Origin of the sequence: Gramella sp. Hel_I_59, from assembly GCF_006714895.1 — a bacterium.
Lineage (GTDB): Bacteria > Bacteroidota > Bacteroidia > Flavobacteriales > Flavobacteriaceae > Christiangramia.
The window spans coordinates 1501246-1527805 of the sequence record NZ_VFME01000001.1; the positions used below are offsets into that span (position 1 = coordinate 1501246).

The window sequence follows — 26560 nt, forward strand, 5'->3', positions numbered from 1 at the left end:
CAATCATGATCCACAGAAAACTTAACATACTGCTGGTTGAAGATAATGAGAATGATATTTTTCTCATTAAAAGACAAATTTCAAAGATCGTAGAGGAACCTGTGATCGAAACCACAGACAATCTACAGGATTGTAAACAATTACTTTTGAACTTCGCACCAGATGTAGTCCTTTCAGATTATAATCTACCTAATTGTACTGGTCTGGATGTACTAACTACCGTACAGGAATTTGACGATTCTATTGGATTTATCTTTATTACGGGCACAATTAACGACGAAGAATTAGCTGCAAATACTATTTTAAATGGAGCTTCAGGTTATATTCTCAAAAAGAATATCAATAATCTAGGTGAAAAACTGGAACCTCTCCTGAAGAAGTTAGTAATCAATATGACTCAGAAACAGGAGCTCAGAAGTATAATTCGCCAGAATAAAATTACGGTGAACAAGATCTATGATTACCTGGATAAAATGAATTCTGAAGATCAGGCTCAGAAAGAGAATATTAGTAAGATCAGGGAAGCCATTGGTAATTTTGATACAGATAGGAAAGATGCTGAATAAATTACGGGAAGCAACCAAAGCCCAACACGAGGCGTTGGAAGGTCAAAATCTTGCTAACAAGATCATGGATCACAGTATTACTGAAGAAGAGTATAAATTGCTCCTGCTCCAGAATTTTGCTGCTTATGCTGCTACGGAAGAGAGCATCGCTCAATATCTAAATGATTATACTTCCACTAAAACTGATGCGATTAGACTCGACCTTGCGAGCCTTGGAATTGATAAGGCTGAAACTTCTCTTGAATTTCATTGTGATAATGAAGCAGAAGCTGTAGGTGCAGCGTATGTTGTAGAAGGTTCTGCGATGGGAGGTTTGATGATAGGGAAGGAACTGAAGAATTGTCCTCATCTTGAACATTTGCCGGATCAACAATTTTTCAGTGGAAAAAGAGACCAGATCAAAAGCTGGAATGAATTTCTAAAGTTTCTTCGGAATAAGGACTTTTCAGAAGATCAAAAAGAAATTGCGGCCAGAAAGGCTCAACAAACTTTTGATTTGTTTGAAGAAGCATTCAAAATTGAATTAATAAAATTATAAAGTCCTTTTCAGGACTTTTTTCATTAAAACGCCTTGCTATGTATAAGATAAAATTACTTCTACTTGTATTTCTCTCAGTTCAACAACTTGATCTGCAGGCACAATCGGGAAGGATTCCCGTGGAAGCCGAAAACGGGATGGTAGCAAGTTCTCATTATCTGGCTTCAGAAGCAGGTGTGGAAATACTCAAAAAAGGAGGAAATGCTATCGATGCTTCTATAGCAACTGCTTTTACATTAGCGGTGACTTTGCCTTCTGCTGGTAATATTGGTGGCGGAGGATTTTTACTTTATAAACCGAATGCAAATAAGGCAACCGGATTCAACTTTAGAGAAAAGGCTCCCCAAAAAGCTACAAAAACCATGTTCCTGGGAGAAGATGGTAAAGTCAAAGATAACTCGAATCATGAAACGACATTGTCTGCAGGTGTTCCGGGGACCGTTGCTGGATTATTTCAGGCACATTCCAGCTATGGAACAATGGATTGGGCTAGCCTTGTTCAACCTGCGATCGAACTTGCCCAGAATGGATTCACGGTATATCCCGATCTAGCCAGGTTTTCTGAATGGGTTTACGAGAACAAAGCAGAATATGCTAGTACAGCTGCAGTTCTCCTGAATAACAATGGAGAAGCTTACCAAACGGGCGATACCATTATTCAGAAAGATCTAGCTGAATCTCTTATTAGAATCCGTGATCATGGAGCTGATGGTTTTTATAGGGGTAAAACTGCCCAGCTAATTCATGATTTTATGAAGAAGACTAATGGTATAATTACCAAAAAAGATCTGGAAGATTATGTGTCAGAAGAAGTAGAACCACTCGTTGGAACTTATCGCGGAAATGAAATTATCGGGATGCCTCCTCCAAGTTCTGGTGGAACTGCGATCATAGAAATGCTAAACATTCTTGAGAATTATAATCTTCAGGGACACGGTCTTAACAGCGCTCAGAGTATTCATTATATTAGTGAAGCAATGCGACTAGCTTTTGCGGACAGAGCGCAATTTCTCGGAGATCCGCAATTTAATCCGGAAATGCCATTGGATTCACTTTTATCGAAATCACATGCTCGTAACTTACGTTCAGGAATTAAAGAAAAGAGAGCTTCCGTAAGTGATTCTGCGAATTTCAATAAGAAACATCTTCAGTATGAAAGTGAAGAAACTACGCATATCTCGGTTGTTGATAAAGAAGGAAATGCTGTTTCACTAACTTATACTTTGGAACATTCCTATGGAAATAGGATCGTGGTAGAAGGCGCAGGTTTTCTTCTGAATAACGAAATGGGAGATTTTAATGCGATTCCCGGCTTAACAAATTCAGAAGGTAGAATTGGAACAGAGCCTAATCAAATCGCTCCCGGAAAACGAATGCTTTCCAGTATGAGCCCCACCATCGTATCGAAAAATGATAAAGCTTATATTGTTATTGGTTCACCAGGTGGCCGAACTATTATCAATACTGTTCTACAAGTGATTTTAAACGTTGTAGATTATGATCTGGATATTGCAAAAGCTATCGAATCACCAAAATTTCATCATCAATGGTTGCCTGATATGATCACTTTTGAAGAATGGGGTTTTTCACAAGATACGATAGAGATCTTAAAAACCTACGGACATGAAACAGGAACGCGATCTTCACAAGGTAGAGCTATGGGAATTATTATAGATCCTGAAACTGGTGTTTATCAGGGTTCTGCCGATTCCAGAAGCTATACGGGTAAAGCGATGGGATATTAGAAACTAACGCGTTCTATTTCTCGTACTTCACCACTATCTAAATTACCGAGTTTTTCATTAGCGATACGCACCCGTACCAGTCTTAAGGTGGCAAAGCCAACTGCCGCGGTCATTTTCTTTACCTGTCTGAACTTGCCTTCGGTAAGGGTAATACTTATCCAGCTTGTAGGCCCATGACGTTCGTCCCGTATTGGTTTGCTTCTTTTTGGAAATTCTGGTACTGTCTCCAATTTGAAAACCTTGCATTCCTTAGTTTGATAGTTACTACCCTGTATACCTATCTCAACACCATTGCGAAGTTTTGCAATGGCTTCTTCTGAAATTTCACCATCAACCTGTACATAGTATTCCTTTTCACTATCACCGGCTGTAACCTTGGTGCTAAGCTTACCATTTGTCGTCAATAATAATAGTCCTTCAGAATCTTTATCTAATCTTCCAATAGACATGGTGCCCTCAGGAAAATCACCAAGCTCTCCCAGAAGTTTATGTTTTCCTCCCTTTCTCTGGTTGGTTATAAACTGACTCAAATAACCGTATGGTTTATAGATCTTAAAATGTCTGTGATAATCTGAAGTCATAAATTTTGTAAACAATAGAAGATTTATCAAAACTTTAAAACTCGTTTTAAACTAATCTGCTTAAGTTAATAGGAGACAAATTTAAAACCTTATTTATGAAAATTGCTATAATTTATTACAGTGCAACCGGTACTAATCATCAAATGGCGAAGTGGGCATCTGAAGCCGCAAAGTCAAATGGAGATCATGATGTTCGATTCCGAAAATTAAAGGAAACTGCTCCAATGGAAGCTATTGAATCTAATGATGCGTGGAAAAAACATTATCAGGAAACCAAGGATGTTGAGGTTGCAAAGCTCGATGATCTTGATTGGGCAGATGCGATAATTTTTAGTATTCCTACCAGATATGGAAATTTACCTTCTCAACTTCAGGCATTTTTTGATACCACAGGAGGTTTATGGAGTAAAGGAAAATTAGTTAATAAAGTCGTTTCAGGTATGACCAGTGCACAAAATCCACACGGTGGTCAGGAAACTACGCTTCTTACACTATATAAAAGCATGTTTCATTGGGGAGCTATCGTTGCCGCTCCGGGTTATACCTCAGAAGAACTATTCAAAACTGGAGGAAATCCCTACGGTTTTAGTTCTGAAGGAGGAGTGGATAATCTTGACGAGCAATCAAAAACTTCTATAACGCATCAGGTAAAGCGTACTATCAGTATTGCTGAAAGTATTAAAAGCGGAATGAGTAATGCTTAATAGATAGTCAGTAAGATTATAAGACATAAATCTAAAACAAAAAATGCCCTGAAACTTCAGGGCATTTTCTATTAGTACAAGTTCTGAATTTAATCTTCAGTGGTTTTTGAACTTTCAGGAACAGGAAAACCACGATCACGCATCAACGCATCAATTTCGGCATCCCTTCCACGGAATTTCTTGTAAGCATCTGCAGGATCCATCGCATTTCTAGGTGCAAAAAGATATTTCACCAGCTTGCGAGCAACTTCCTTATCATAGAAACCACCTTCAGCTTCAGCAAAAGCTTCCGCAGCATCAGCAGTTAAGACATCTGCCCATAGATATCCGTAATAACCGGAAGCATAACCTTCACCGGAGAACACATGTCCAAAATGAGGCGTTCTATGACGCATTACGATCTCTTCCGGCATATTAAGCTCTTTTAAAGTTTCCTTTTCGAATTTTGCAGGATCGATCTTGTCTGGATCTGTCGTATGATACTTCATATCCATGATCGCAGAAGCTAAAAATTCGGTCGTACCAAATCCCTGGTTGAAAGTAGAAGCTTTCTTGATCTTTGCAACCAATGCTTCAGGAATCACTTCATTGGTTTCATGATGTCTTAGAAACTGGTTGATCACCTTGTCTGTAGACAACCATCTCTCCAGTAATTGCGATTGAAATTCAGTATAATCACGTACGCCACCGTTCAAGGTAGGATACTCAACATTAGCCGATAAAAAGTGCAGGGCATGACCAAATTCATGGAAAAATGTTTCAGCATCATCCCAGGAAACAAGTACTGGTTCACCCGGAGCAGGTTCAATAAAGTTGGAGTTGTTAGAAGCCAATACTGGTTTTTCTCCTGTTAGCTTGGTATAACCTCTGTAAGTAGTTGCCCATGCTCCAGAGCGTTTTCCCTGTCGCGCATATGGATCCAAGTACCATAATCCTACAATTTCACCCGAATCTTTATCGCTTACTTCCCAAACGTTCACATCCTCATGAAAGACGGGCACACTATTATTCTCTACTGGAGTAAAGGCAAAATTGAACAATTCACCAGCTGTGAAAAATAACGCCTGAGTCAGATTGCCTAATTCCAGGTATTGTTTTACTTCTTCACTATCCAGATCATATTTTTCTTTTCTAACTTTTTCAGCATAGAATCTATAATCCCATGGCTTAATAGTTATATCGGCATTCTCAGAGTCTGCAACCTTCTGCATGTCTGCTACCTCTTCTTTAACTCTTGCCAAAGCCGCTGGCCATACCTGCATCATTAGATCCATGGCATTTTCAGGATTTTTTGCCATACGATTCTGTAAACGCCACTGCGCATAATTATCGAAACCAAGTAATTCTACTCGCTCATCTCTAAGCTTCAGGATCTTTTGAATGGTTTCTTTGTTATCAAATTCATCATTATTGTCACCTCGTGAATAGTAGTTCTTCCATACCTTTTCACGCAGTTCTCTTTCCGTAGAATAGGTAAGAAATGGATCCATGGAAGATCTTGTATTGGTAACTGCATATGAACCTTTATGATCACGGTCTTCAGCAGCTTTAGCGGCAGATTTCACATATGATTCAGGCAGTCCACCAGTTTGATCTTTTGTAAGATAGATCACATAGTTCTCTTCATCTGCCAATACGTTGCTTGAAAACTTAGTATATAATGCAGAAAGTTCCTTGTTGATCTCTGCATAACGCTTTTTGTCTTCCTCACTTAGGTCTGCTCCCTGCATAGCGAACTCTTCATATACAAGATCGATCACTCTTTGTTCTGCGGAATCTAACGGCTTCTGCTGAGAATTCTCATAGACCGTTTTAATTCGTTTGAATAAAGCTTCATTCTGACTGATTTTTGAGGAATATTCTGAAATCTCTGGAGCCAGTTCTTTCTGAACTGCTCTAAATTCCGGGCTGGAAACATTGCTGCTATAGATACCATAATAGGTAAAAGCACGATCCAGTTCCTTACCTGCTTTTTCCATTGGAATAATGGTGTTTTCAAAGGTAGCTTCAGCAGTATTGTTAGCGATCTGGTTAATTTCTTCCAGATGGGATTCCATTCCCTTCCGAATAGCTGGCTTTACAAGTGAAACTTCCATTTTGTCAAAAGCCGGAACTCCTTCATAAGGGCCCTGCCATTCTTTTAGCAATGGATTTTGCATAATTTCCTGATTATTTTCCTGAGCACTGGACTGACTTATTATCGCAAATAGCGCAATCATACTCAAGCCTGTTCGTAATTTCTTTTTCATATTCTTTATTTATTCGAAGTCTGTTAACATACAAAACCCGGACCAAAGCGATGCTTTGAAAATCCCGGTTAGTCTATTAATATTAAAAATTATTTAGTTGGTAATTCATTTTTGGAAAGTACTTTCCTTGGAGAAACTCCGTATTTTTTCTTGAAGATCTTTGAAAAGTAACTTCGGCTGGATAATCCTAATTCATAAACAACCTCACTAACGTTCTTTTTTCCTGAAGAAAGCATATGTAGAGCCTTTGTAAGGCGTATATCCCGCACGTATTCATTCACGGTTTTCCCATATACCTTCTGAAAAACTTCCTGAAGTTTGTTCGTGTTAACGCCGGCAATCTGTGCCAGTTCGTTCACGGTTCCAGCCTGGGCGAGATTGGAATCTATATACTTAACAACTTTTTCTACAGCCGCCCGGTCTTTATCTTTTAGTTCATTCTGGGTTTGCTGATCCTCCTTTTTAAAACGATTCAGCATATAGCTCAGGATCTCCAGAGATTTTGCTCCCACAAAATTAATCCTTGGAAAACCCGTAAGATCAGATGTTTTAATTTCTTTAATAATCTGGCTAGTTTGAAGACTAATGTTTCCCAAAGTTGAAACCCGATTATGAGCCTGTACATCACTAAATAGTTTGTAGAAAATTGGCTCAAGTTCATGAAGGTCAAAACTAAAATATTCCTGAAATTTTAAACGATCAATTTCCAGGTAACAGAGCGTGGTTTCTATATCCTTCTTCAAGGTAATATTATAAGTCTCCTTGCTTTTTGGAGCGGCGATCACAAATTCATGTTCGTTTACGAGGTCTTCAGCACCTATAAAATCAAAACTACTTCCAATCATTCCATCCAGACAATAGATAAAGCGAATCGGCTTTATAGTTGGGTGGGAAATTCTAAGTTCTGTGTCTTCACGAACCGTCACATGATACATATATAGACCTATACCATTAGGAAAATTAATTCCACGAATGTTTCCATCGCCAATAGAGTCAGGTATAAATAGAGAGAATTCGCCGAGGTGTTCCGAATGATCTATTCCTACAGTCTTCGCAAGTTCAGGAATAAAATCATCCACATCATTTATTTCTAAATGATAAGTCTTCATAAAAATCGAGTTAGCTTGTTAACTCATACAAGGTACACAGCGGCTTAAACTATCATGGCTAAAGAATTGTTAAATTCATATTGACTTTTTGAACACCATCAATTTAATTTATCCTAACTCCTTCCGAAGTACAGCCAGAGGTGGACTTTTTACTACACTATAACTATTCGCAAGTCCAATAATTACCACCAATGCAGTAATCGCAGGGAACACTACTAAAAATGGAATCCATGAAGGTATAAACGTAGTATCGAACAGGAAATAACCAATTAGAAAACTGGAGATCAAGGAAAGTAATATTCCGGAAAGGCTTCCCAGGATTCCCAGAAATAAGTATTCCAGCCCCAGGATTTTTAAGATCTGCCTGTTCTTGGCACCAAGGGTTCTTAGTAGTACACTCTCGCGAATTCTTTGATATTTACTGGTTCTAACTGCACCAATGAGTACGATGATACCAGTAAGAATACTGAAAAATGCCATAAAATTGATTAGCCAGGAAATCTTACCAAGAATTTCTTCCACAACTTTTAGAACCTGTCTTAGATCGATAATGGTCACATTAGGAAATTGCTGTACCAGTTTCTGCTGAAGCTTCGCTGAAGAATTATCGTCTTCAACCCGCGTTGTCATTACTGTGAATTGCGGAGCATCCTCCAGAACACCGGTCGGGAATAAAATTGAAAAATTGATCTGCATATTACTCCAGTCCACTCTACGAATACTCGCAACTTCAGTTTCCAGCTGAACACCCTGAACATTAAATATCATTTGATCTCCAATTGTGGCCTCGGCATCTTCAGCAAGATTATCACTTATAGAGATTGGAATAAGACCTTCTCCATTAAAATTAGCTTGCCATTTTCCATCCAGAATTTCTTCACCTTCAGCAAGAGAGTTCCTGTAGGTAGTCCTGAATTCGTGATCCAGAACCCAGTTATTGATCGTACTGCTGGTATCCTTGCGAATTTCGTTCGCGCTTCTACCTTTCAGCTCAATAACACGCATAGTGACAATGGGAATGTTCTGTAAAAGCTCCAGGTTGCTACTGTCCATTACCTGTTCAACCTCTTCTTTTTGCTCACTTTGAACGTCCAGCAAGATCATATTTGGAGTATTCTGCTGACTCTCCAATGTAGTTTGAGCCAGAAGCAGATCCCTGGTAAAGTATAAAGTGCTTATTAAAAATGTTCCAATTCCAATAGCAAGAATGAGAATGAGCGTTTGATTTTGTGGCCGATAAAGATTTAAAACACTTTGTCTTGCCGGGAATCCCCAGTTCTTCGGAAAATACCTTTTCAGCAATTTCATGATCAAAGCTGCAAATCCGCTCAAAATAGCAAAGGTGATTGCCAGGCCCAGAACGAACCAGATCGCATATAACCAATTATCGAGTAACCAGAATGCAAAGATCCAGATGAAAATTATGACTGCGACTGACACCAAGATTTTATACTTTTTGTTCGATCCTGCAGATTGCTGCATGCGTAGAGTCTGCAAAGGAGATATATTTAGGGTAGTAAGTAGTGGGTATAAAGCAAAAAGAACCGACATGCTTACCCCAAGAATAATTCCTGTAAGAATTACAAGAGGTGAAATTTGGAGATCTATTTCTACCGGCAAAAGATCCTGCAACAAGTAGGGAAATAATTCCTGCAATCCGAGTCCTAAGAGGGTTCCAATTACAGACCCGATCAATCCAATAACGATTACCTGAATCAAAAAGATTTGAAAACTTTGTTTTCTGGAAGCTCCCAGGCATTTTAAAATAGCGATCGATGCAACTTTTTCTTTTATATAGATATGTATGGCGCTGGCTATTCCAACACAACCAAGTAATAGCGCAATGAAAGCAACCAGGTTTAGGAACTTTGCAAAATTCTCATAACGTCTCCCTAATCTCTGACTAGTAGATAGGTGAGTGTCCAGATCTGCATCGTTCTCATCAAGTATAGGATCAAGTTCTTCATCAAACTTTTCCATATCAAGACTTTCCGGAGCGGTAAAATAGTACCTGTAATCAATTCGGCTACCGGTTTGGACCAGTCCCGACTTTTCTATGGCAGAAAAGGGCACCAGTAGAGGAGGAGCTATAGAACTAAAAATGCTGGAACTGCCAGGAACATTGTTTAATGCTCCGCCAATTTCCAAACTTGTATTTCCAATTTTTACAAAATCGCCAATTTCAAGTCCCAATTGTAGCATGACCGTGGCATCCACCAGGGCAACCTCAGACTCTTTAAAATTATTTCCTGCTTCGGGAGGTGTAGTTTCAATTTCTCCATAAAATGGGAAACCACCTTCTATTCCCCGAACCTGCATTAATTTTGTTCCCTGGTTCCCAGGAAAAGCTGCCATAGAGGCGAAGCTAATCTCTCTTGCTTCTGCGCCTCCAAGAGAATCGATAATACCGTAAACTTTTTCCGTAGGAAGTTTATCGCTGTCAATAATATAATCGGCACCCATCAGGGATTTCGATTGTAGAGAGATATTCCGTTTGAGGTTAGCGCTAAAAGATTGTATTGAAACTACCGCAGCAATTCCAAGTACGATCGATGCGATAAATAAAAACAATTTTCGACTGCTAGCTTTCCCATCCCTTAAAGCCATTTTTAATAGCCAAGGAAAACCAGCGCTGGATCTTTCTGAACTCATATTAAACCTGGGTTTGTAGTTCCTGAACTTTTCCCCCTCGAAGCTTAAGAATTCGCTGCGTTTTCTGCGCTAGTTCCATATCATGGGTAACTATTACCAGGGTTGTACCCAAATCCTTATTCAGTGTTAAAAGCAGATCGATCACATTTTGTCCAGTAGCTTCATCCAGGTTGCCCGTTGGCTCATCTGCAAAAAGTATCCTGGGTTTATTACAAAATGCCCGGGCAAGTGCAACTCTCTGTTGTTCCCCTCCAGATAATTGTGTTGGGTAATGATGCATTCTATCCTTTAAACCAACTTTTTCCAGAAGGGCTGTGGCTTCATGTTCTGCACTCGAATCTCCACGAAGTTCCAATGGAACAGCAACATTTTCAAGAGCCGTAAGGGTTGGGATAAGCTGAAAGTTCTGAAATACGAATCCAACATGCCTGTTCCTCAAGGCAGCGCGACCATCTTCATCAAGTTGACTTAGATTTTCGCCGCAGAGTTCTATAGTGCCTTCATCACTTCGATCAAGTCCTGCACTCAGGCCAAGTAAAGTTGTTTTCCCACTACCTGAAGGGCCAACGATAGCAAAAGTTTCTCCTTCTTCAATATCAAAATTGATCTTGTCCAGGATGACCAGCTTTTTACTACCATTATTATAGGTTTTGCTGAGATTTTCAACCCTTAAAATTTTTGCCATCTTAGTTCTTTTAATTTTCTTTACTCGGACCAACAAAATAAGAAATGATTTTATGAATACTGCACCTATCTTTCGAAGCTTTCAAATCTTTACGCTTAGTTTAGTTTTACTGCTGAATCTATCCTGCGGAAACGAAAAAAAATCGGTTGCAGCTGAAGAGAAATCTGCTACTGAAGAATCTGAGGATAATTCAGAAGAAGAAAATTCTAAAACGATCCTCTTTTTTGGAGATAGTATTACTGCAGGCTACGGGCTTGAGACCGATGAAGCTTTCCCGAATCTAATTCAGCAGCGACTCGATTCTCTTGGGTTTGATTACACGGTGATCAATGCAGGGCTTAGTGGAGAGACTACCGCTGGGGGATTGAACCGAATCGATTGGGTGCTAAAACAGAATGTGGAGATTTTTGTTCTGGAGCTTGGTGCGAATGATGGATTACGCGGTGTTCCTTTGGCTGAAACCAGGTCTAATCTAAATAAGATCGTAGATTATGTTCAGGAGAAAAATTCAGAAACTAAGATCATTCTTGCCGGAATGCAGATCCCACCAAATCTTGGAGCAGATTATACTACAGAATTCAGAAACCTATTTCCAGAGCTTGCCAAAAAAGAAAATATTTATTTGATACCATTTATACTGGATGGTGTCGCTGGCGATCCGGAACTTAATCAGCAGGATGGGATTCATCCAACGGCCGAAGCTCAGCCAATTTTAGTGGAAAATATCTGGGAAACTTTAGAACCCCTTCTTAAAAACTAATTGCTGAAATCCCAGGCTGGCGAAAAATGCGATCGCAGCTGTGGTTCCTAAACTTCCACCAAAACCTTCAAAGAAAACTCCGGTACAATAGAATAGTATTCCGAAGAAAATAGAGGATAAGATAATAATGCGGTTTCTGGACGCGATCTCTTCCGAAGCCATTCCAACAAAGCTTGCACCCATAATAACCAGAGGTAAAGTTTCTTGCAGAACTTCAGATAATGGAGTGTAGATCAATAATCCTCCTGAAATGCTCACCAGAGAAGACGCAATGACAGCACCCAGATTTAAACTATTATTTAAGGTATACGTGAGCTGACCCGAAAGTACGCTACATGCTACTATGAGTAATAAATTCATCATAGTAGCATATAACTTAAAAGGCTTACCAGGCTTACTCCTGCAAATGCGATACTACCAAGTTTTCCAGCATAACCATTAAAACTCTCACGTGTAAGTATGAGTATAGAGCCAGCGAAAAATGAAGCTAGTATTATAAATAGATAATTACCTGCCAAAACCGGAGGAGTCATTCCAACAAAAGCACCACAATATATGGCCGGCGAAGCGATCTTAGTCAAAGGTTTATTTATGATCTTAGGTATAATCCCGCCGAAAAGGCCAATGATTCCAGCAGAGAGTACCGCTGAAAGTTCAAATTGATCCTGTAGAAGAAAAGTTGCAAGTCCACCTAAAATAGCAAATATGATCGTCGGTATCTGTATATCCTTTTCTGCCAGTTCCTTACTTTTCGAAAAATTATGAAGATAAAAGTATAGAAGCAACGTAGTGATCATCACCAGCGGTATAAGCTGATAGAGGTTCTCCTGACTCTCGCATACTGCAATTCCGATAAAAAGTGTGTGGAATAGCAGGAAAATGAATTGGGGTAAATTTTTCATTAATTCCTATGTCTCTTATAAAAGGTAAACCTTTCGAGAACTAACCGGAATCTCCAAACCATAGAAATGAAAGTCCTAGCTCGTAATTTTAACTATTGTTCACTTATCATCAATCTAAATTAATCGCTATTTTTAGCCTTGATCTATTAATTGTTTGATTATTAATGGTATAAACGTTCTAGCCGCTCTCAATTCTATCATTTTAAAATGAATTTGAACTGTTACTTTTAGAAATCTAACCTTGCCTATAGATCTGTTTTAATAATGTTCACCTTCGAAAAAAGCTTCTTTCCAGAAGCTTTTTTCTTTTTGCTTAGTTTATCAAGCAAGCACCTAAAATAGAAAGAGTCTAAACCTGCTTTGAAGTATCTTCGTATTTCAACTAATAGAAATTATGTCGAAAACAAAATTAACAGTCAATAGTAATGGATCCCTTAAAGTAGAAGGAGATTTCGAAATTGTAGATAAGAATGGTAATATATATGACCTGGGTGGAAGAGACCTGGTTTCAGTATGTAGATGTGGATTGTCGAAAAATAAGCCATTTTGTGACGGAGCTCATCGAAATCATTTTGAGCACGAAGCAATAGCTTTTGACTTACCTCCAAAAAAGAAATAAAAAAAAGCCTCTGATCTTTCAGAGGCTTTTCTTTCTGTAGAATTAAATTCTTATTTCAGCATATCATATAATCTGGAAGCAACTGCTCCAGAAGATTGCGGATTTTGTCCTGTAATCAAATGACCGTCTGTAACTGCATACTCATTCCAGTCAGCTTCCTTGGAATAGATTCCTCCATTTTCCTTTAGCATATCCTCTACTAAGAATGGTACAACATCGGTTAGTTGAACCGCTTCCTCTTCAGAATTTGTAAATCCGGTTACTTTTTTACCTTTTACAAGAGCGTTACCATCCTTCGCTTTCACATTTTTCAAAGCTGCAGGCGCATGGCATACAAATGCAATTGGTTTTCCAGCTTCGTTGAAGCTCTCAATTAGCTTAATAGATTTTTCATCATTAGATAGATCCCAAAGTGGTCCATGTCCTCCTGGATAAAACACTCCATCAAAATCCTGCTCCTTAACATCAGAAAGCTTATGCGTATTATTGATCACTTTCTGCGCAGCTTCATCGTCTTTGAATCGTTTGGTATCTTCCGTTTGATTATCTTCAGAATCACTGGTAGGATCAATGGGTGCCTTTCCTCCTTTTGGAGTTGCAACAGTAATTTCAACACCTTTGTCTAACAGGCTATAATATGGATTAGCGAATTCTTCGATCCAGAAACCAGTTTTGTTTCCAGTATCTCCTAATTTATCGTGTGATGTAAGTACAAATAAAACTTTCATAATAATATTTTTTTGGTTTATTCTCAAGTTCCAACTTAATGTTCAGTCAGAGAATTAATTAGCACAAATTTAAGCATGTAACTAGCGTATCAAGTTGATATAAATCAATTAGACTGGTTAAATTCTTGTTAGTTCCTGATAATAAAAAAGCTTCCTAAATGTTCAGAATGCTAGTTTCGCTTTGGATAATTGCGTAATTTTTAGGAAAATTTAAGAAATGGCGGCAATTACTCTTAGCATTAATGATAAAGAACATTCTTTTGATATAGATCCCAATACACCATTACTATGGGTTTTGAGAGATCATTTGAATCTGGTAGGCACAAAATTTGGCTGCGGAATCGCTCAATGTGGCGCTTGCACTGTGCATTTTAATGGCAATGCTATAAGATCCTGTCAGCTGCCGGTATCTTCGGCAGCAGGAAATAAAATTACTACAATCGAAGGTCTTTCTGAAAACGGAGATCACCCCGTTCAGAAAGCCTGGCTGGAACATGATGTTCCGCAATGTGGATACTGCCAGGCTGGCCAGATCATGTCTGCAACTGCACTGCTGAACCGGAATCCCAATCCTACAGATTCTGAGATAGAGAATGCTATGAATGGGAACGTTTGTAGGTGTGGAACCTATACCCGAATCAAAGCAGCCATCAAAACAGCATCCAGTTCTCAGGCAGTTTAATTATAGTCAAAGAAGATCAACATGAGTAAAGTAAAAACAACATTTGGACGTAGATCCTTTATAAAGAGTGTTTCTATCGCTAGTGGCGGACTAATAATTGGCTTTAACTGGATGGCTTGTAAAGGCCCGGCGGAAGAAGGCAGTGAAGAACTGGCGATGCAAATGCCAGACGAATGGTTCGAATTGAACGGCTATCTTAAAATTGGGGATAATGGTATCGTAACCATCTATTCACCAAATCCTGAAATTGGTCAGAATGTAAAGACTTCTATGCCTATGATCGTGGCAGAGGAACTTGATGTCGACTGGAATAATGTAATTGTAGAGCAGGCTCCGCTAAATACTGAAATTTTTACAAGGCAACTTGCTGGAGGGAGTCAATCTATTAGACAGGGCTGGCAATCTTTAAGAACAGCCGGTGCCACTGCAAGATATATGCTGGTTGCAGCGGCTGCAAAACAGTGGGAAGTCCCTCAGGAAGAAATTACGGTTAACAATGGTATGATCGAACATGCCAAATCCGGACAGAAAATTGGATTTGGAGACATTGCAAAATCGGCTGCCTCGATTGAAGTTCCTGAGGAAGTAAGCTTAAAGGAAAATACAGATTTCAAGATCATTGGTACATCCAGAAAAAATGTAGATGCCAGAAAGATCGTGACCGGGCAGCCTTTATATGGACTGGACACCCAAAGAGATGGAATGCTTATCGCAATGGTGATGCAGCCACCAGCTTTTGGAATGGAATTTAAAAATATGAATGCTGAAAAGGCTAAAGGCCTACCTGGTATTACTGATATTTTCACCATCGATACCTATCCTGAAGACATGGAGAAGGAATGGAGTGATGTTGGCTCGTTCTCGAAACTTGTCGTTATCGTTGGAGAAACCACCTGGCAGGTGATGCAGGCAAGAAAAGAACTGGATGTTGAATGGGATCTTAATCCTGAACTTACCAAAGAAATCGAGATTCTGGAGAAGTCGGCTGGAATGCAGGATGCAAGCGGACTCGAAAGTAGCGATATACACAACTCATTAATGGCAGAAGCAGGTAGTAAAAATGCTGAAGTTGTAAGAAAAGATGGAGATCCTGAAAAAGCATTTAAGAATGCGGCGAGAGTGATCGAGAGGTCTTATACCTGCCCGTTCCTGGCGCATAATTGTATGGAGCCCATGAATTTTTTCGCGAATGTTTCCAATGGAAAAGCGGAATTAATTGGTCCTATACAAACTCCGGAATATGCTGAAAAAAGCGTACAGAAGCGTCTTGGTTTGGATCTTGAAAATATTGACATCCAGATGACGCGAATGGGTGGAGGTTTTGGAAGAAGACTTTACGGTCATTTTCTGGTCGAAGCAGCGGTGATTTCAGAAAAGGTGGGTGCTCCTATCAAACTGGTTTATACACGTGAAGATGATATGACAAACGGTGTATACCGGCCGGCTTATCATGTAACTTATAAGGCAGCATTGGATGCTAATAAGCAATTAACCGCTTTCCATGTTACTGCGGGAGGTATTCCCGAAAGTCCGCTTTTCGCCAATAGATTTCCGGCAGGAGCTATTGATAATTACCTGGCAGAAAGCTGGGTGGTAGAATCCAATATTTCCGTTGGAGCTTTTAGAGCACCAAGGTCGAATTTTATTGCTGGGGCCGAGCAGTCTTTCCTCGATGAACTTGCTGAAGAAATGGATAAGGATCCTATTGAATTCAGATTAGAAATGCTGGAAAAAGCGAAAAATAAGCCAGTTGGCGAAAACAATGATTATGATCCGGAGAGGTATGCCGGAGTTTTGAAACTGGCCAGGGATAAATCAGGCTGGAATTCGAATTCAACGATGGCCAGAGGGGTTTCTGCCTATTATTGCCATAATTCTTATGTCGCCCAGATCCTCGATATGACCGTTGAGAATAATCAGCCACTTATCGATAAAGTGACCTGCGCCGTTGACTGCGGAATCGTGGTAAATCCTGAAGCTGCTAAGAACATGGTGGAAGGTGGTACGATCGATGGAATTGGTCATGCTTTGTTCAGTGAAATGACCTTTGCTGAAGGAGCTCCGCAACAAAACAATTTTGATGGCTACCGACTCATAAGACATAAAGAAGCCCCTAAAAAGATCGATGTTCATTTTGTAGAGAATGGGATTGATCCAACAGGATTGGGTGAGCCGCCATTCCCACCTGTTCAGGGAGCATTGGCGAATGCACTTTATAAAGCAACCGGAAAAAGGTTTTATAAGCAACCATTTATTACTGGGTTGCAGGGCGATCTTAAAACCTGATATCTATGAAAAGTATCAAGGTGAAATGCTGGATCGAGACTAGTGGAGATAAATTCTATGGTCCCGGTCCGCATGAATTACTTCGGAATATTAAAGCTGAAGGTAGTTTGTCCAAAGCAGCTGAAAAAATGCAGTTATCATATCGTAAAGCCTGGGAGATGATTCGGCAGTTGAATATGCATTCTGAACAACCTTTGGTGATATTGAGAAAAGGTGGGAAGACTGGAGGTGGTGCTGAAGTGACTATGCATGCACAAGAAGTAATGGAAGCCTACAATAAACTTCAGCAAAAACTGCAAGAGGTTACAGAAGAAGAGAAGCAGCTACTTAAAATCTTAAATTAAAACTAAAACTGAGAAATTTAAAGCCTTCTTTCATAGTTTTAAAGTCCGATATATATTTAAATACATAACGCTCAAAGCATTTGTTAAAACCCGCGAAAATATACCTTGATCATAATGCCACAACTCCGGTTCACGAACAGGTGTTGGAAAAGATGCTACCATATTTTACTCAAAATTTTGCAAATCCTCATAGTGATCATGCATTTGGCTGGGATGCCAGTGAAGCATTAGAGCAAGCAAGAAAGCAAGTGGCCAATCTGATTAATGCCAGAGCTTCAGAAATTACTTTTACTTCAGGAGCTACAGAAGCAGCTAATCTAGCCTTGTTCGGGTTTGCAAAAGAAAACAGGAATAAAGGACAGCATATCATTAGTTGTAGAACCGAGCATAAAGCAGTTCTGGAAACCTTAAATGCTTTAGAAAAGGATGGGTATGAAATTGGCTATGTAGAGGTCAATTGCGACGGAATAGTCGATCTGGAACAATTTCAAAATTTGCTGCGTCCAGATACCAGTATGGTAGTGATGATGCTCGCCAATAACGAAACCGGGGTTATCCAGGATATCTCTGAAATTTCAAAGTTGGCGCATCAGAATGGTAGCTTGGTCATGAGCGATATCACCCAGGCAGTCGGTAAAATTGAGGTTGATATAAAAGCTATGGGAATAGATATCGCAATTTTTTCGTCTCATAAGATTTATGGACCTAAAGGAGCAGGTGCATTTTACAGTTCATCTAAAACCGACTTAGCCAGGTATATGTATGGAGGAAATCAGGAAAACGGTATGAGACCGGGAACTGTGAACGTTCCAGCAGTGGTAGGATTTGGGTTTGCTTCGGAATTGGCAAGTAAGCAATTGCAAGAAACTTCAGAAGGAATGTTATTGCTACGTAATGATTTTGAAGAGCAGCTGCAGAGTTTAGAGGATGTTCAAATAAATGCCAAAGATCAGGATCGACTTCCAAATACCACTAGCCTTAGTGTACACAATGTTGATGGAGATGCACTTTATCGAAGAATGAACAGGATCGCGATTTCGAGAGGTTCAGCCTGCACTTCTAATGTAATAGAAGCTTCACATGTTTTAACCGCTATGGGAATCGAAGAAAGTCTGGCGCTGGCTACCTATCGTATTAGTCTGGGTAAAAGTACAACCCGGCAAGATCTGAACCTGGCATTCGAAAATATTAAAACTGCGATCAATAGTATTAGAAAAACCAGCCTGGTATGAGAGAAATTGATGCAATTTTAGCGGAATACAACAAGCTGAAAGCTGAAGAAATATCCTGTGTTCTGGCGACAGTAGTTCATGTGGAAGGATCTTCATATCGCAGAGCTGGTGCAAGAATGTTAGTAGATGAATTTGGTAATCTCACCGGGGCGATTAGCGGGGGATGTCTTGAAGGCGATGCACTTCGGAAAGCTCTGCATGCTATGCATCAGCAAAAGAATAAGCTTGTTACTTATGATACCAGTGATGAAAATGATGCTGTAATTGGTGCGCAATTAGGTTGCAACGGGATCATAAAGGTATTATTTGAAGCGATTGATTTTGATAAAGAGCATAATGCTTGCGAATTGCTTCAAATTGCAAGAAAAACCGAGGAAAATGCATCAATTCTGGTGGAATTCGATCTGGAAGAAAGCAATTTCCAACCTGGAACTACTGCTTTGATCTATTCTGAAGATAAAATCTTCACTTCAGCTGAAATAGATAAAGATGTTTTATTTAAAGCTTCAGAAGTTATTCAGAAAAAGCGATCTGATATTTTAAAATTGAAGAAAAATGGAAACAGCTGTATAAGCTATATCCAGTTTTATAAGCCAGCAATTAAATTAGTTCTGATTGGTGCAGGGAATGATGCGATGGTTCTGGCCAACCAGGCAGAGCTTCTAGGATGGAAGATCATTATTGCAGATGGCAGGCCAACTCATGCGAATACAAACCGATTTTCCTCAGGTTGTCAGGTGATCGTGACCAGGCCGGAAGATACTCTGGAGAATATTGAGATAGATGAAAGAACCTGTTTTGCACTTATGAGTCATAATTACAATTATGATCTCGCAGTCCTTAAATTATTGCTTAATAAAAGAGAAGTTCCTTATATAGGTATTCTCGGTCCGCTTAAAAAATGGGAACGTATGCAGGATGATCTAAATCACGCAGGGATACAAATCTCTAATGTCGATGAAGATCGAATTCACGCGCCAATAGGCTTGGAATTAGGAGCTGAAACGCCAGCTGAGATAGGTTTATCTATTCTATCAGAAATTCAGGCAAAACTAACCGCTTCCAGCGCTAAATCTTTAAAACATAAAAATTCGCCAATTCACGAAAGAAGAACTTTAGAAATATTGAGTATTTAAGATATGAACGGGAAAAAATCAAATATTGCCGTTCTAATTCTCGCTGCAGGTTCTAGTAAGCGGTTGGGAAAGCCAAAACAATTGGTGAAATTCAAAAATAAAACGCTGCTGCAGCATAGTATCGATGTTTCTGAAGCTTTAGATTTTTCAGAAAAAATAATTGTTTTGGGCGCAAATGAGGAGAAAATTTTAAACGAGGTTGATCTGAAAAATCACAAACTTTTAGTCAATAATAACTGGCAGGAAGGCATGTCCACAAGCCTCAAAAAGGGACTGGAAGAAATTCAAAAATTACATCCTGCTATTGAGAATGTTCTGGTATTGCTTTCAGATCAGCCATTTATAAGTGAGTTGGTTTTGCAAGAACTTATAGATAAGCACTTAAAGTCAAATTGCCTGGCAAGTTTTTCAGAATACCAGAAAATACCGGGCGTACCAGCTATATTTTCCAGGGAAATTTTCCCGCACTTGCTTAAGATCGAAGGTGATCGTGGTGCGAGAGATTTGATTAAGAACGGACTTACTAATTACCAATTGGTGCCATTTGAAAAAGGTATAGTAGACATTGATACTGAAAAAGATTTGCAACTTTTAAAACAACTAGAGCATGAAGCTTAAACTTAAATACTTCGGAAAACTCGCTGAAACTGCAGGCTTACAGGAAGAATATAAAGAATTGGAGAGTGCAGATACACTAGCAGAACTCAAAAGAATAGTATTCGAGGAATATAAATTTGATGATTCTGAGACCATTCAGGTAGCAGTAAATCAGCAACTTGATGAAAATAAAACTTTAAAAGAAGGAGACGAGATTGCATTTCTACCTCCTTTCGCCGGAGGATGAGATACGACAGGCAGATAACATTGGAGGATATTGGGATTTCCGGACAGGAGAAGCTCCAGAATGCCAGTATTCTAATTATTGGGATGGGCGGCCTTGGCTGTCCCGCTGCAACTTATCTTGCAGGCGCTGGGATAGGCCGACTTGGATTGCTTGATCATGACAGCGTATCTATCACAAATCTACACAGGCAAACATTGTATGCTCAAGCTGATACCGGTAGGAAAAAAGTAGAAGTAGCAGCAGAAAAATTACAGGCTTTAAATTCAGATGTTTACCTGGATATTTACGATGAAAGACTAAATGCTTCTAATGCCCGCCAACTAATCGCCAATTACGACCTGATCATTGACGGGACCGATAATTTTGAAACCAAGTACCTGATAAACGATGCCTGCTTACTGGAAGACAAACCTTGGATCTATGCTTCGGTTTATAAACATGAAGGTCAGTGTTCTGTTTTTAATTATCAAGGCGGACCAAGTTATCGATGTCTTTTTCCGAAGATAGCGCGTGAAAATATAAGTTGTGAAATTACGGGAACCCTTGGCATGTTACCTGGGATTTTCGGAATGTACCAGGCCATGGAAGCTGTGAAAATCATCCTGGGAACCGGAACGATATTATCTGGAAAACTTAAAATTCAGAATTTGATGCTTCAGCAGGATCAACTTATTGAGATAAAAAAACGACCGGAGCAGATCACAATGATACTGGAAAAAGGTATTCAAAGTATGGCCACTAACTGTGTTTTAAAAGATACAGATCAGTTTTACCTGGATGTTCGAGAATCGCATGAAGAGCCGTTGATCGAATCTAAAAATGTACTTAGAATCCCACTTCAGCAATTGGAGAAACGTGTGGAAGAGATTCCTAAGAATAAAGAAATACAGGTCTTTTGCCAGTCTGGAATTAGAAGTCTGCGCGCAAAGGAATTATTAGAAAATAAATTTCATTTCGGGAATCTTAAAAATGTTTCCGGTGGAGTTCAAACAATTATAAATGGATAAAAAAAAACCTAAAAAGGTATTTTTACAGGGAGCAATTCCTCCTGAAAAGATCGCGAAATCCATCGCGAATCATCAGTCCAAGACCAATATTGGTGCACATAGTATCTTTCTTGGTCAGATTCGGGCAGATGAGGTGGATGGTAAAATAGTTCAGGCTATAGAATATAGTGCTTACGAAGAAATGGCGGAACAGGTATTTCACGAAATAAGGGAAAAAGCTTTCTCAAAGTTCGATATCACCTGCGCTCATATTTATCATAGTATGGGTACGGTTAATGCTGGCGAAATCTGTTTGTTCGTGTTCACTTCTTCGGCACATCGAAAGATAGCGATAGAAGCTTGTAATTTTTTCGTGGAAGAGATCAAAGCGAAAGCACCAATTTTTGGAAAGGAACTTTTTGGAGACGATTCTCACCAATGGAAAGTAAATAAATAATGGTAGACATAACACACAAAATAAATACGCTGAGAGAAGCAACGGCCTTGGCGATTGTGAAAACTTCTTCGGAAGAAACCATTGAGGCGATTCGAAATAATACGGTGCCTAAAGGAAATGTTTTCGAAATGGCTAAGGCTGCCGGACTTTTAGGGGTGAAGAAAACTCCAGACCTGCTTCCAGATTGTCATCCTTTACCGATCGAATATACTGGTATTCATTATGAGATTAAGGACCTTGAGATCCATATTTCGGTAGAGGTGAAAACGATCTATAAAACCGGTGTTGAGGTCGAAGCTATGCATGGCGCTAGTATCGTCGCGCTGACCTTATACGATATGCTGAAACCCATCGATAAACAGGTGGAGATTGGCAGTATAAAACTACAGCAAAAAAAAGGCGGTAAATCTTCTTTTAAAATTAATTCTGAAGGGATTACGGCCAGTGTGATTGTATGTTCCGATACTATTTCTGAAGGGAATGGCGAGGATAAGGCTGGAGAAGTGATCCTTTCCAAACTGAAGGACCTAGACATTCCTGGCACAAAATCTATCATTGCAGATGAACCTTCAGAAATAAAGACAGCTTTGGAAAATGCCGAAGGAAACCTGGTAATTTTTACAGGTGGCACTGGGGTAAGCGAAAGGGATAACACTCCCGGGGTAATTAGGGAATGGCTGGACAAAAGTCTGCCTGGTGTGGAAGAGCAAATTAGAAGTTATGGACAACAGCGTATGCCTTTTGCTATGCTGTCAAGATCTGTAGCAGGTGTTATGAACGGGAAGCTTGTACTTGCGTTTCCAGGATCCACCAAAGGCGCTGCAGAATGCATGGCTGCCATATTTCCGCATGTTTTGCATGCATTTAAAGTTTTAGAAGGAAAGAGACATGATTGAAGAAAGAAAGCAGATCGTAGATAATTTTGGAAGACCACATACCTATTTAAGGATATCACTTACAGATCGCTGTAATTTGAGATGTTTTTATTGTATGCCTGAGGATGGAATTCAGCTAATGGACAAACCCAGTATTATGACCCTGGAAGAGATTATTAGTCTGGCAACTAGCTTTAGAGATCTTGGAGTCGATACTATTCGGCTTACGGGCGGTGAACCTTTGGTTCGTAAGAATTTTGGTTATCTCGTGGAGGAACTTTCCAAATTGGGAGTGACCTTGAAGATCACTACAAACGGTATTGTACTGGATAAATATCTGGATCTCTTTCAGAAAATAGGTTTAAAAAAGATCAATTTCAGCCTTGATACTCTGGATAAAGCAAGGTCTATTTTTATCACCAAGCGGGATTTTTATGACCGGATAATGGTTAATTTGGAGAAGGCACTGGAGATGGGCATGCACATCAAACTTAACATAGTGCTGATAAAAGGAGTAAACGATGCCGAGATCAATGATTTTATTGCACTTACAAAGCATAAGAATCTGGTTGTGAAATTCATAGAATTCATGCCATTTAAAGGAAATGAATGGGACTGGAGTAAGGGAGTGAGTAAACAGGAAATACTGGATACGGTTGAGAAAAAATTTGGGAAGATCGAAGTACTCGAAAACCCAAAGCATAGTACAAGTACAAATTTTAAAGTGGCTGGTCATACTGGAAGCTTTGCCATTGTTAGCACGATCACCAATCCTTTTTGCAGCGAATGTAACCGGATTAGAGTTACTGCCGATGGAAAAATGAAAAACTGCCTTTTCGCCAATTCTGAAACCGATCTGCTTAGTCCTATGCGAGCCGGTGAAGAACTAAGTCCGATTATCTTAAACGCCATTAAATCCAAGAAACATTCCAGAGATGGTATGGATGTGAAAATGGATGCAGAGCATTATGAACAGAACCGGTCTATGATCTCAATAGGAGGATAATGGTAGAAATTAAGGAGGCATTAGAAATTATCAGGTCACAGGATGTGCAACTAGATTCTGAAGTAGTGAGTCTTAAAGATTCACTTGACAGAGTTTTGGCTGAAGATTTAAAAGCAGGTTTTGATCTGCCGGGTTTTGATAATTCGGCTATGGATGGTTATGCTTTGGGCGGACTTCAGCAAGAATATAAGATCGTTGGTGAAGTTGCTGCAGGTGATTCTCAGGAGTTTATGCTGAAGATCGGTGAAGCTGTTCGAATCTTTACCGGTGCAAAAGTTCCAGAGGGTACTTCCGCAGTGATCATGCAGGAAAAAACTAAGGTAGATCACAACTTACTTATCCTTGAGGAATTACCAAAAGTAGGCCAGTGCATTCGAAAGAAAGGTGAAGAATTAAAGAAAGGAGAACTGGTATTTAGCAAGTCTTATCAAATTACCGCTGCCGGAATTGGGATGTTAGGCAGCCTGGGACTAAATCAAATCAAGGTATTTAAGAAACCGATCATTCAATTGATTACCACCGGGAATGAACTGGTCGCTCCCGGAGAATCACTGCAAGTTGGGCAGATCTATGAATCCAATAGTGGTGCTATAGAAGCGGCATTGAAAAGCAAAGGATTTTCCAGTTCAGCAAGCAGGAAGATCAAGGATGATTTTGAATTGATCAAAACTGGCATTTCAGAATCTTTACAAAATACGGAAGTACTGATTCTTTCAGGAGGAATTTCAGTAGGAGATTACGATTTTGTAAAGCAGGCGCTGGAGGAAAATGGGGTAGAAGAGCTATTCTATAAGGTGAAGCAAAAACCTGGAAAACCTTTATATTTTGGAAAGAAAGGAAACCAATTCGTATTTGCGCTGCCCGGAAATCCCGCGTCTTCGCTTAGTTGCTTTTATATCTATGTGCTACCACTCTTACAAATACTTAGCGGACTACTAGGTAAAGGATTGCTTGAACTCAATTTGCCAATTTCCACTGATTTCGAGAATAGGGGAGACCGTCCGGTTTTTTTGAAAGCTAATATTGACAATAATTCGGTAGAAATTTTAAACGCTCAGGGATCTTCCATGATAGGTTCAATGGCAAAAGGCAACGCCCTGGCATATGTTGAAGCCTTCGAAAAAATGGAGAAAGGTTCATTAATTAAAACATTTCTGATCTCATAAGATGCCTCTGGAATACTTGCCATTGTTATTTTTCTTTATCGCACTATTCTATAGTTCGGTTGGATTTGGTGGAGGTTCCAGTTACCTGGCTATACTTAGCCTTTTCATGGCCGATTTCTACGAAATTCGCTCCACCGCTTTGGTGTTGAATATTTGCGTTGTTTCTATTAGCACCCTTGTTTTTGCGAGGAATGGTGTATTAAAACCACGTATTCTCTGGCCATTTTTTGTACTGAGTATTCCCCTTGCCTACCTGGGTGCGCAGATAAAATTATCACAGGATATTTTCTTTATAATTCTTGGGTTTGCACTTTTACTGGCAGGCATTTTTATGTGTCTCCGATTTTGGAAATCTGCGCAGATATCTACGGAATTCACCAATCTTAAGAAAGCAGTTCTGGGTGGAGGTATTGGATTGTTGTCAGGTATTTCTGGTATTGGAGGAGGAATTTTTCTTTCACCTGTACTTAATTTAATGAGATGGAAAGATACACGGGTCATCGCCTCCCTGGCTTCAGTATTTATACTCGTAAATAGTATCGCTGGATTAGTGGGACTACATATGGCTGATACTTTTAAACTTGATACAGATCTGCTTTTTAAATTAATCATAGCTGTAGTTTTAGGGGGAATAATTGGTTCTTATCTAAGCAGTAAAAAATTTAACTTAAAAGTCCTCGGGATTTTGACTGCTGTCCTGGTGTTTTATGTTGGACTGAGACTTATCCTAAAGTTTGGACTTGATCTAAGCATCTGATATTTTTCTATTAATTATAAACTTTGGTTAAAAAGAGTGTTGAATCATTGATTAATGCTGGCTATTAACAGATCAGTAACATTTCCCAAGTCTAAATTCTGTAATTTTAAAGGGTAGACTTACCTCCAAAAATAATTACATGAAAGATTTAGACAAATGGAAAGCCAAGGTTGAGGCAGATGACTTCACTGATGATGAAAAAAAGGTTTTTGATGAAATGGGGCTGAAAGGTTCCTCAAGGCGAACCTTTTTAAAGCAGGTCTCAGTGGCGAGTATGAGTCTCTGGGCAACATCATATTTTACAAATGACCTGTTTGCCAGCAATATGGAAGACCTTCCAGAAGAAGTACGGGTTTTATTAAATGAGGTAAAAGTGAATTTGCGCGTGAATGATATTAGCAAACCACTAAATATCGATTCCAGAATGAGTTTGCTGGATGCACTCAGGGAACGTCTTGCTCTTACCGGAACTAAAAAAGGTTGTGATCATGGCCAATGTGGGGCATGTACAGTGATGATCGATGGGAAAAGAAAATTATCCTGTTTAACTCTTGCAGCAACCTGCAACGATAAAGAGATCACCACGGTAGAAGGTCTTGCCAGCGATGGGAAACTTCATCCTATGCAGGAAGCTTTTGTAAAACATGACGGCTACCAATGTGGATACTGTACTCCTGGACAGGTTTGTTCTTCTGTAGCATTACTCGAGGAAGCTAAAAATGGAGAAGCCAGCTATTTAACTGAAGATCTGAAAACTATCAAAAAAGACCTGAAACTTTCTGAAGCAGAAATCAGAGAGCGCATGTCTGGAAATATTTGCCGTTGTGGTGCTTACAATAATATTGTACAGGCCTTTAAGGAAGTTCATTCCGGAGATAGTGAAATGCCAACCTGGGAATTTGCTACCCAGGAACAAATGGAAAATGCAAAGAACGCTTAATACCAACCAGA

General features: G+C 39.5%; 28 protein-coding genes. 20 read left to right on the plus strand and 8 right to left on the minus strand.

Annotated features, from left to right (window positions below):
• The first annotated feature begins 5 nt into the window (after positions 1-5).
• Genes JM79_RS06800 through ggt form a run of 3 tightly spaced genes read left to right on the plus strand, consistent with a single transcriptional unit; the run spans position 6 to position 2849 of the window.
• Positions 6-566 (plus strand): response regulator, encoded by a 561-nt coding sequence (locus tag JM79_RS06800; protein ID WP_141877428.1) that lies wholly within the window; start codon positions 6-8, stop codon positions 564-566.
• A complete protein-coding gene (locus tag JM79_RS06805; RefSeq protein ID WP_141877429.1) occupies positions 556-1104 on the plus strand; it encodes a biliverdin-producing heme oxygenase in 549 nt (182 codons plus the stop codon). Before JM79_RS06800 ends, JM79_RS06805 begins: the two co-directional genes overlap by 11 nt.
• A gap of 38 nt (positions 1105-1142) precedes the next feature.
• Complete coding sequence (gene ggt / locus JM79_RS06810) at positions 1143-2849, plus strand: gamma-glutamyltransferase (protein ID WP_141877430.1); 1707 nt, start codon at positions 1143-1145, stop codon at positions 2847-2849.
• Here ggt and JM79_RS06815 read toward each other — a convergent pair.
• Entirely contained in the window at positions 2846-3430 is a 585-nt protein-coding gene (locus JM79_RS06815; protein ID WP_141877431.1) for a pseudouridine synthase, read from the minus strand. The genes ggt and JM79_RS06815 overlap by 4 nt on opposite strands.
• Positions 3431-3525: 95 nt before the next feature.
• Between JM79_RS06815 and wrbA the strand changes: the two genes are divergently transcribed.
• Positions 3526-4134: an NAD(P)H:quinone oxidoreductase gene (gene wrbA, locus JM79_RS06820; protein WP_141877432.1), complete on the plus strand. Its 609-nt coding sequence runs from the start codon at positions 3526-3528 to the stop codon at positions 4132-4134.
• Positions 4135-4223: 89 nt separating this feature from the next.
• On the opposite strand, the gene JM79_RS06825 is transcribed toward wrbA, so the two are convergent.
• The 4 genes from JM79_RS06825 to JM79_RS06840 form a co-directional block, all read right to left on the minus strand.
• Positions 4224-6383 carry a M3 family metallopeptidase gene (locus tag JM79_RS06825; RefSeq protein ID WP_141877433.1) on the minus strand — a complete coding sequence of 720 codons (2160 nt, stop codon included), beginning with the start codon at positions 6381-6383 and terminating at the stop codon, positions 4224-4226.
• A gap of 89 nt (positions 6384-6472) precedes the next feature.
• Positions 6473-7492 carry an AraC family transcriptional regulator gene (locus JM79_RS06830; RefSeq protein ID WP_141877434.1) on the minus strand — a complete coding sequence of 340 codons (1020 nt, stop codon included), beginning with the start codon at positions 7490-7492 and terminating at the stop codon, positions 6473-6475.
• Between the two features lie 108 nt (positions 7493-7600).
• Positions 7601-10144: an FtsX-like permease family protein gene (locus JM79_RS06835; RefSeq protein ID WP_260443391.1), complete on the minus strand. Its 2544-nt coding sequence runs from the start codon at positions 10142-10144 to the stop codon at positions 7601-7603.
• A gap of 1 nt (position 10145) precedes the next feature.
• On the minus strand, positions 10146-10829 hold the full coding sequence (locus tag JM79_RS06840) for an ABC transporter ATP-binding protein (RefSeq protein ID WP_141877435.1): 684 nt from the start codon (positions 10827-10829) through the stop codon (positions 10146-10148).
• A 52-nt stretch (positions 10830-10881) separates the two neighbouring features.
• Here JM79_RS06840 and JM79_RS06845 point away from each other — a divergent pair, with 52 nt between their 5' ends.
• Positions 10882-11589, plus strand: coding sequence for an arylesterase (locus JM79_RS06845; protein WP_141877436.1), 708 nt, complete (start codon positions 10882-10884; stop codon positions 11587-11589).
• Here JM79_RS06845 and JM79_RS06850 read toward each other — a convergent pair.
• Positions 11566-11952 carry a hypothetical protein gene (locus tag JM79_RS06850; RefSeq protein WP_141877437.1) on the minus strand — a complete coding sequence of 129 codons (387 nt, stop codon included), beginning with the start codon at positions 11950-11952 and terminating at the stop codon, positions 11566-11568. The genes JM79_RS06845 and JM79_RS06850 overlap by 24 nt on opposite strands.
• Positions 11949-12491 (minus strand): hypothetical protein, encoded by a 543-nt coding sequence (locus JM79_RS06855; protein WP_141877438.1) that lies wholly within the window; start codon positions 12489-12491, stop codon positions 11949-11951. The genes JM79_RS06850 and JM79_RS06855 overlap by 4 nt, the downstream gene beginning before the upstream one ends.
• Positions 12492-12885: 394 nt before the next feature.
• Between JM79_RS06855 and JM79_RS06860 the strand changes: the two genes are divergently transcribed.
• Positions 12886-13110 (plus strand): CDGSH iron-sulfur domain-containing protein, encoded by a 225-nt coding sequence (locus JM79_RS06860; RefSeq protein ID WP_141877439.1) that lies wholly within the window; start codon positions 12886-12888, stop codon positions 13108-13110.
• 50 nt (positions 13111-13160) lie between these two features.
• Here the strand turns inward: JM79_RS06860 and JM79_RS06865 are convergent, their stop codons facing one another.
• Positions 13161-13838 carry a type 1 glutamine amidotransferase domain-containing protein gene (locus JM79_RS06865; RefSeq protein ID WP_141877440.1) on the minus strand — a complete coding sequence of 226 codons (678 nt, stop codon included), beginning with the start codon at positions 13836-13838 and terminating at the stop codon, positions 13161-13163.
• Between the two features lie 217 nt (positions 13839-14055).
• Between JM79_RS06865 and JM79_RS06870 the strand changes: the two genes are divergently transcribed.
• The 14 genes from JM79_RS06870 (at position 14056) to JM79_RS06935 (ending at position 26549) form a co-directional block, all read left to right on the plus strand.
• Positions 14056-14520 (plus strand): (2Fe-2S)-binding protein, encoded by a 465-nt coding sequence (locus JM79_RS06870; protein ID WP_141877441.1) that lies wholly within the window; start codon positions 14056-14058, stop codon positions 14518-14520.
• 21 nt (positions 14521-14541) lie between these two features.
• Entirely contained in the window at positions 14542-16806 is a 2265-nt protein-coding gene (locus JM79_RS06875; protein WP_141877442.1) for a molybdopterin cofactor-binding domain-containing protein, read from the plus strand.
• A gap of 5 nt (positions 16807-16811) precedes the next feature.
• On the plus strand, positions 16812-17150 hold the full coding sequence (locus JM79_RS06880) for a LysR family transcriptional regulator (protein ID WP_141877443.1): 339 nt from the start codon (positions 16812-16814) through the stop codon (positions 17148-17150).
• A gap of 80 nt (positions 17151-17230) precedes the next feature.
• On the plus strand, positions 17231-18382 hold the full coding sequence (locus tag JM79_RS06885; RefSeq protein WP_141877444.1) for a cysteine desulfurase family protein: 1152 nt from the start codon (positions 17231-17233) through the stop codon (positions 18380-18382).
• The gene (locus tag JM79_RS06890) at positions 18379-19518 is read left to right on the plus strand and encodes an XdhC/CoxI family protein (RefSeq protein ID WP_141877445.1); all 1140 of its coding nucleotides are present in this window, start codon (positions 18379-18381) and stop codon (positions 19516-19518) included. The genes JM79_RS06885 and JM79_RS06890 overlap by 4 nt, the downstream gene beginning before the upstream one ends.
• 3 nt (positions 19519-19521) lie before the next feature.
• The gene (locus JM79_RS06895) at positions 19522-20136 is read left to right on the plus strand and encodes a nucleotidyltransferase family protein (RefSeq protein WP_141877446.1); all 615 of its coding nucleotides are present in this window, start codon (positions 19522-19524) and stop codon (positions 20134-20136) included.
• The gene (locus JM79_RS06900) at positions 20126-20362 is read left to right on the plus strand and encodes a MoaD/ThiS family protein (protein WP_141877447.1); all 237 of its coding nucleotides are present in this window, start codon (positions 20126-20128) and stop codon (positions 20360-20362) included. The genes JM79_RS06895 and JM79_RS06900 overlap by 11 nt, the downstream gene beginning before the upstream one ends.
• Entirely contained in the window at positions 20359-21369 is a 1011-nt protein-coding gene (locus JM79_RS06905; RefSeq protein ID WP_141877448.1) for a HesA/MoeB/ThiF family protein, read from the plus strand. The genes JM79_RS06900 and JM79_RS06905 overlap by 4 nt, the downstream gene beginning before the upstream one ends.
• Positions 21362-21805, plus strand: a complete 444-nt coding sequence (locus tag JM79_RS06910; protein WP_141877449.1) for a molybdenum cofactor biosynthesis protein MoaE — start codon at positions 21362-21364, stop codon at positions 21803-21805. Before JM79_RS06905 ends, JM79_RS06910 begins: the two co-directional genes overlap by 8 nt.
• Positions 21805-22701, plus strand: a complete 897-nt coding sequence (moaCB, locus tag JM79_RS06915; protein WP_141877450.1) for a bifunctional molybdenum cofactor biosynthesis protein MoaC/MoaB — start codon at positions 21805-21807, stop codon at positions 22699-22701. Before JM79_RS06910 ends, moaCB begins: the two co-directional genes overlap by 1 nt.
• Positions 22694-23686, plus strand: coding sequence for a GTP 3',8-cyclase MoaA (moaA, locus tag JM79_RS06920; protein WP_141877451.1), 993 nt, complete (start codon positions 22694-22696; stop codon positions 23684-23686). Before moaCB ends, moaA begins: the two co-directional genes overlap by 8 nt.
• Positions 23686-24852, plus strand: a complete 1167-nt coding sequence (locus JM79_RS06925) for a molybdopterin molybdotransferase MoeA (RefSeq protein WP_141877452.1) — start codon at positions 23686-23688, stop codon at positions 24850-24852. Before moaA ends, JM79_RS06925 begins: the two co-directional genes overlap by 1 nt.
• Position 24853: 1 nt before the next feature.
• Positions 24854-25609, plus strand: a complete 756-nt coding sequence (locus JM79_RS06930) for a sulfite exporter TauE/SafE family protein (protein WP_141877453.1) — start codon at positions 24854-24856, stop codon at positions 25607-25609.
• Between the two features lie 139 nt (positions 25610-25748).
• Positions 25749-26549, plus strand: coding sequence for a 2Fe-2S iron-sulfur cluster-binding protein (locus tag JM79_RS06935; protein ID WP_141877454.1), 801 nt, complete (start codon positions 25749-25751; stop codon positions 26547-26549).
• The last annotated feature ends 11 nt before the right edge of the window (positions 26550-26560 follow it).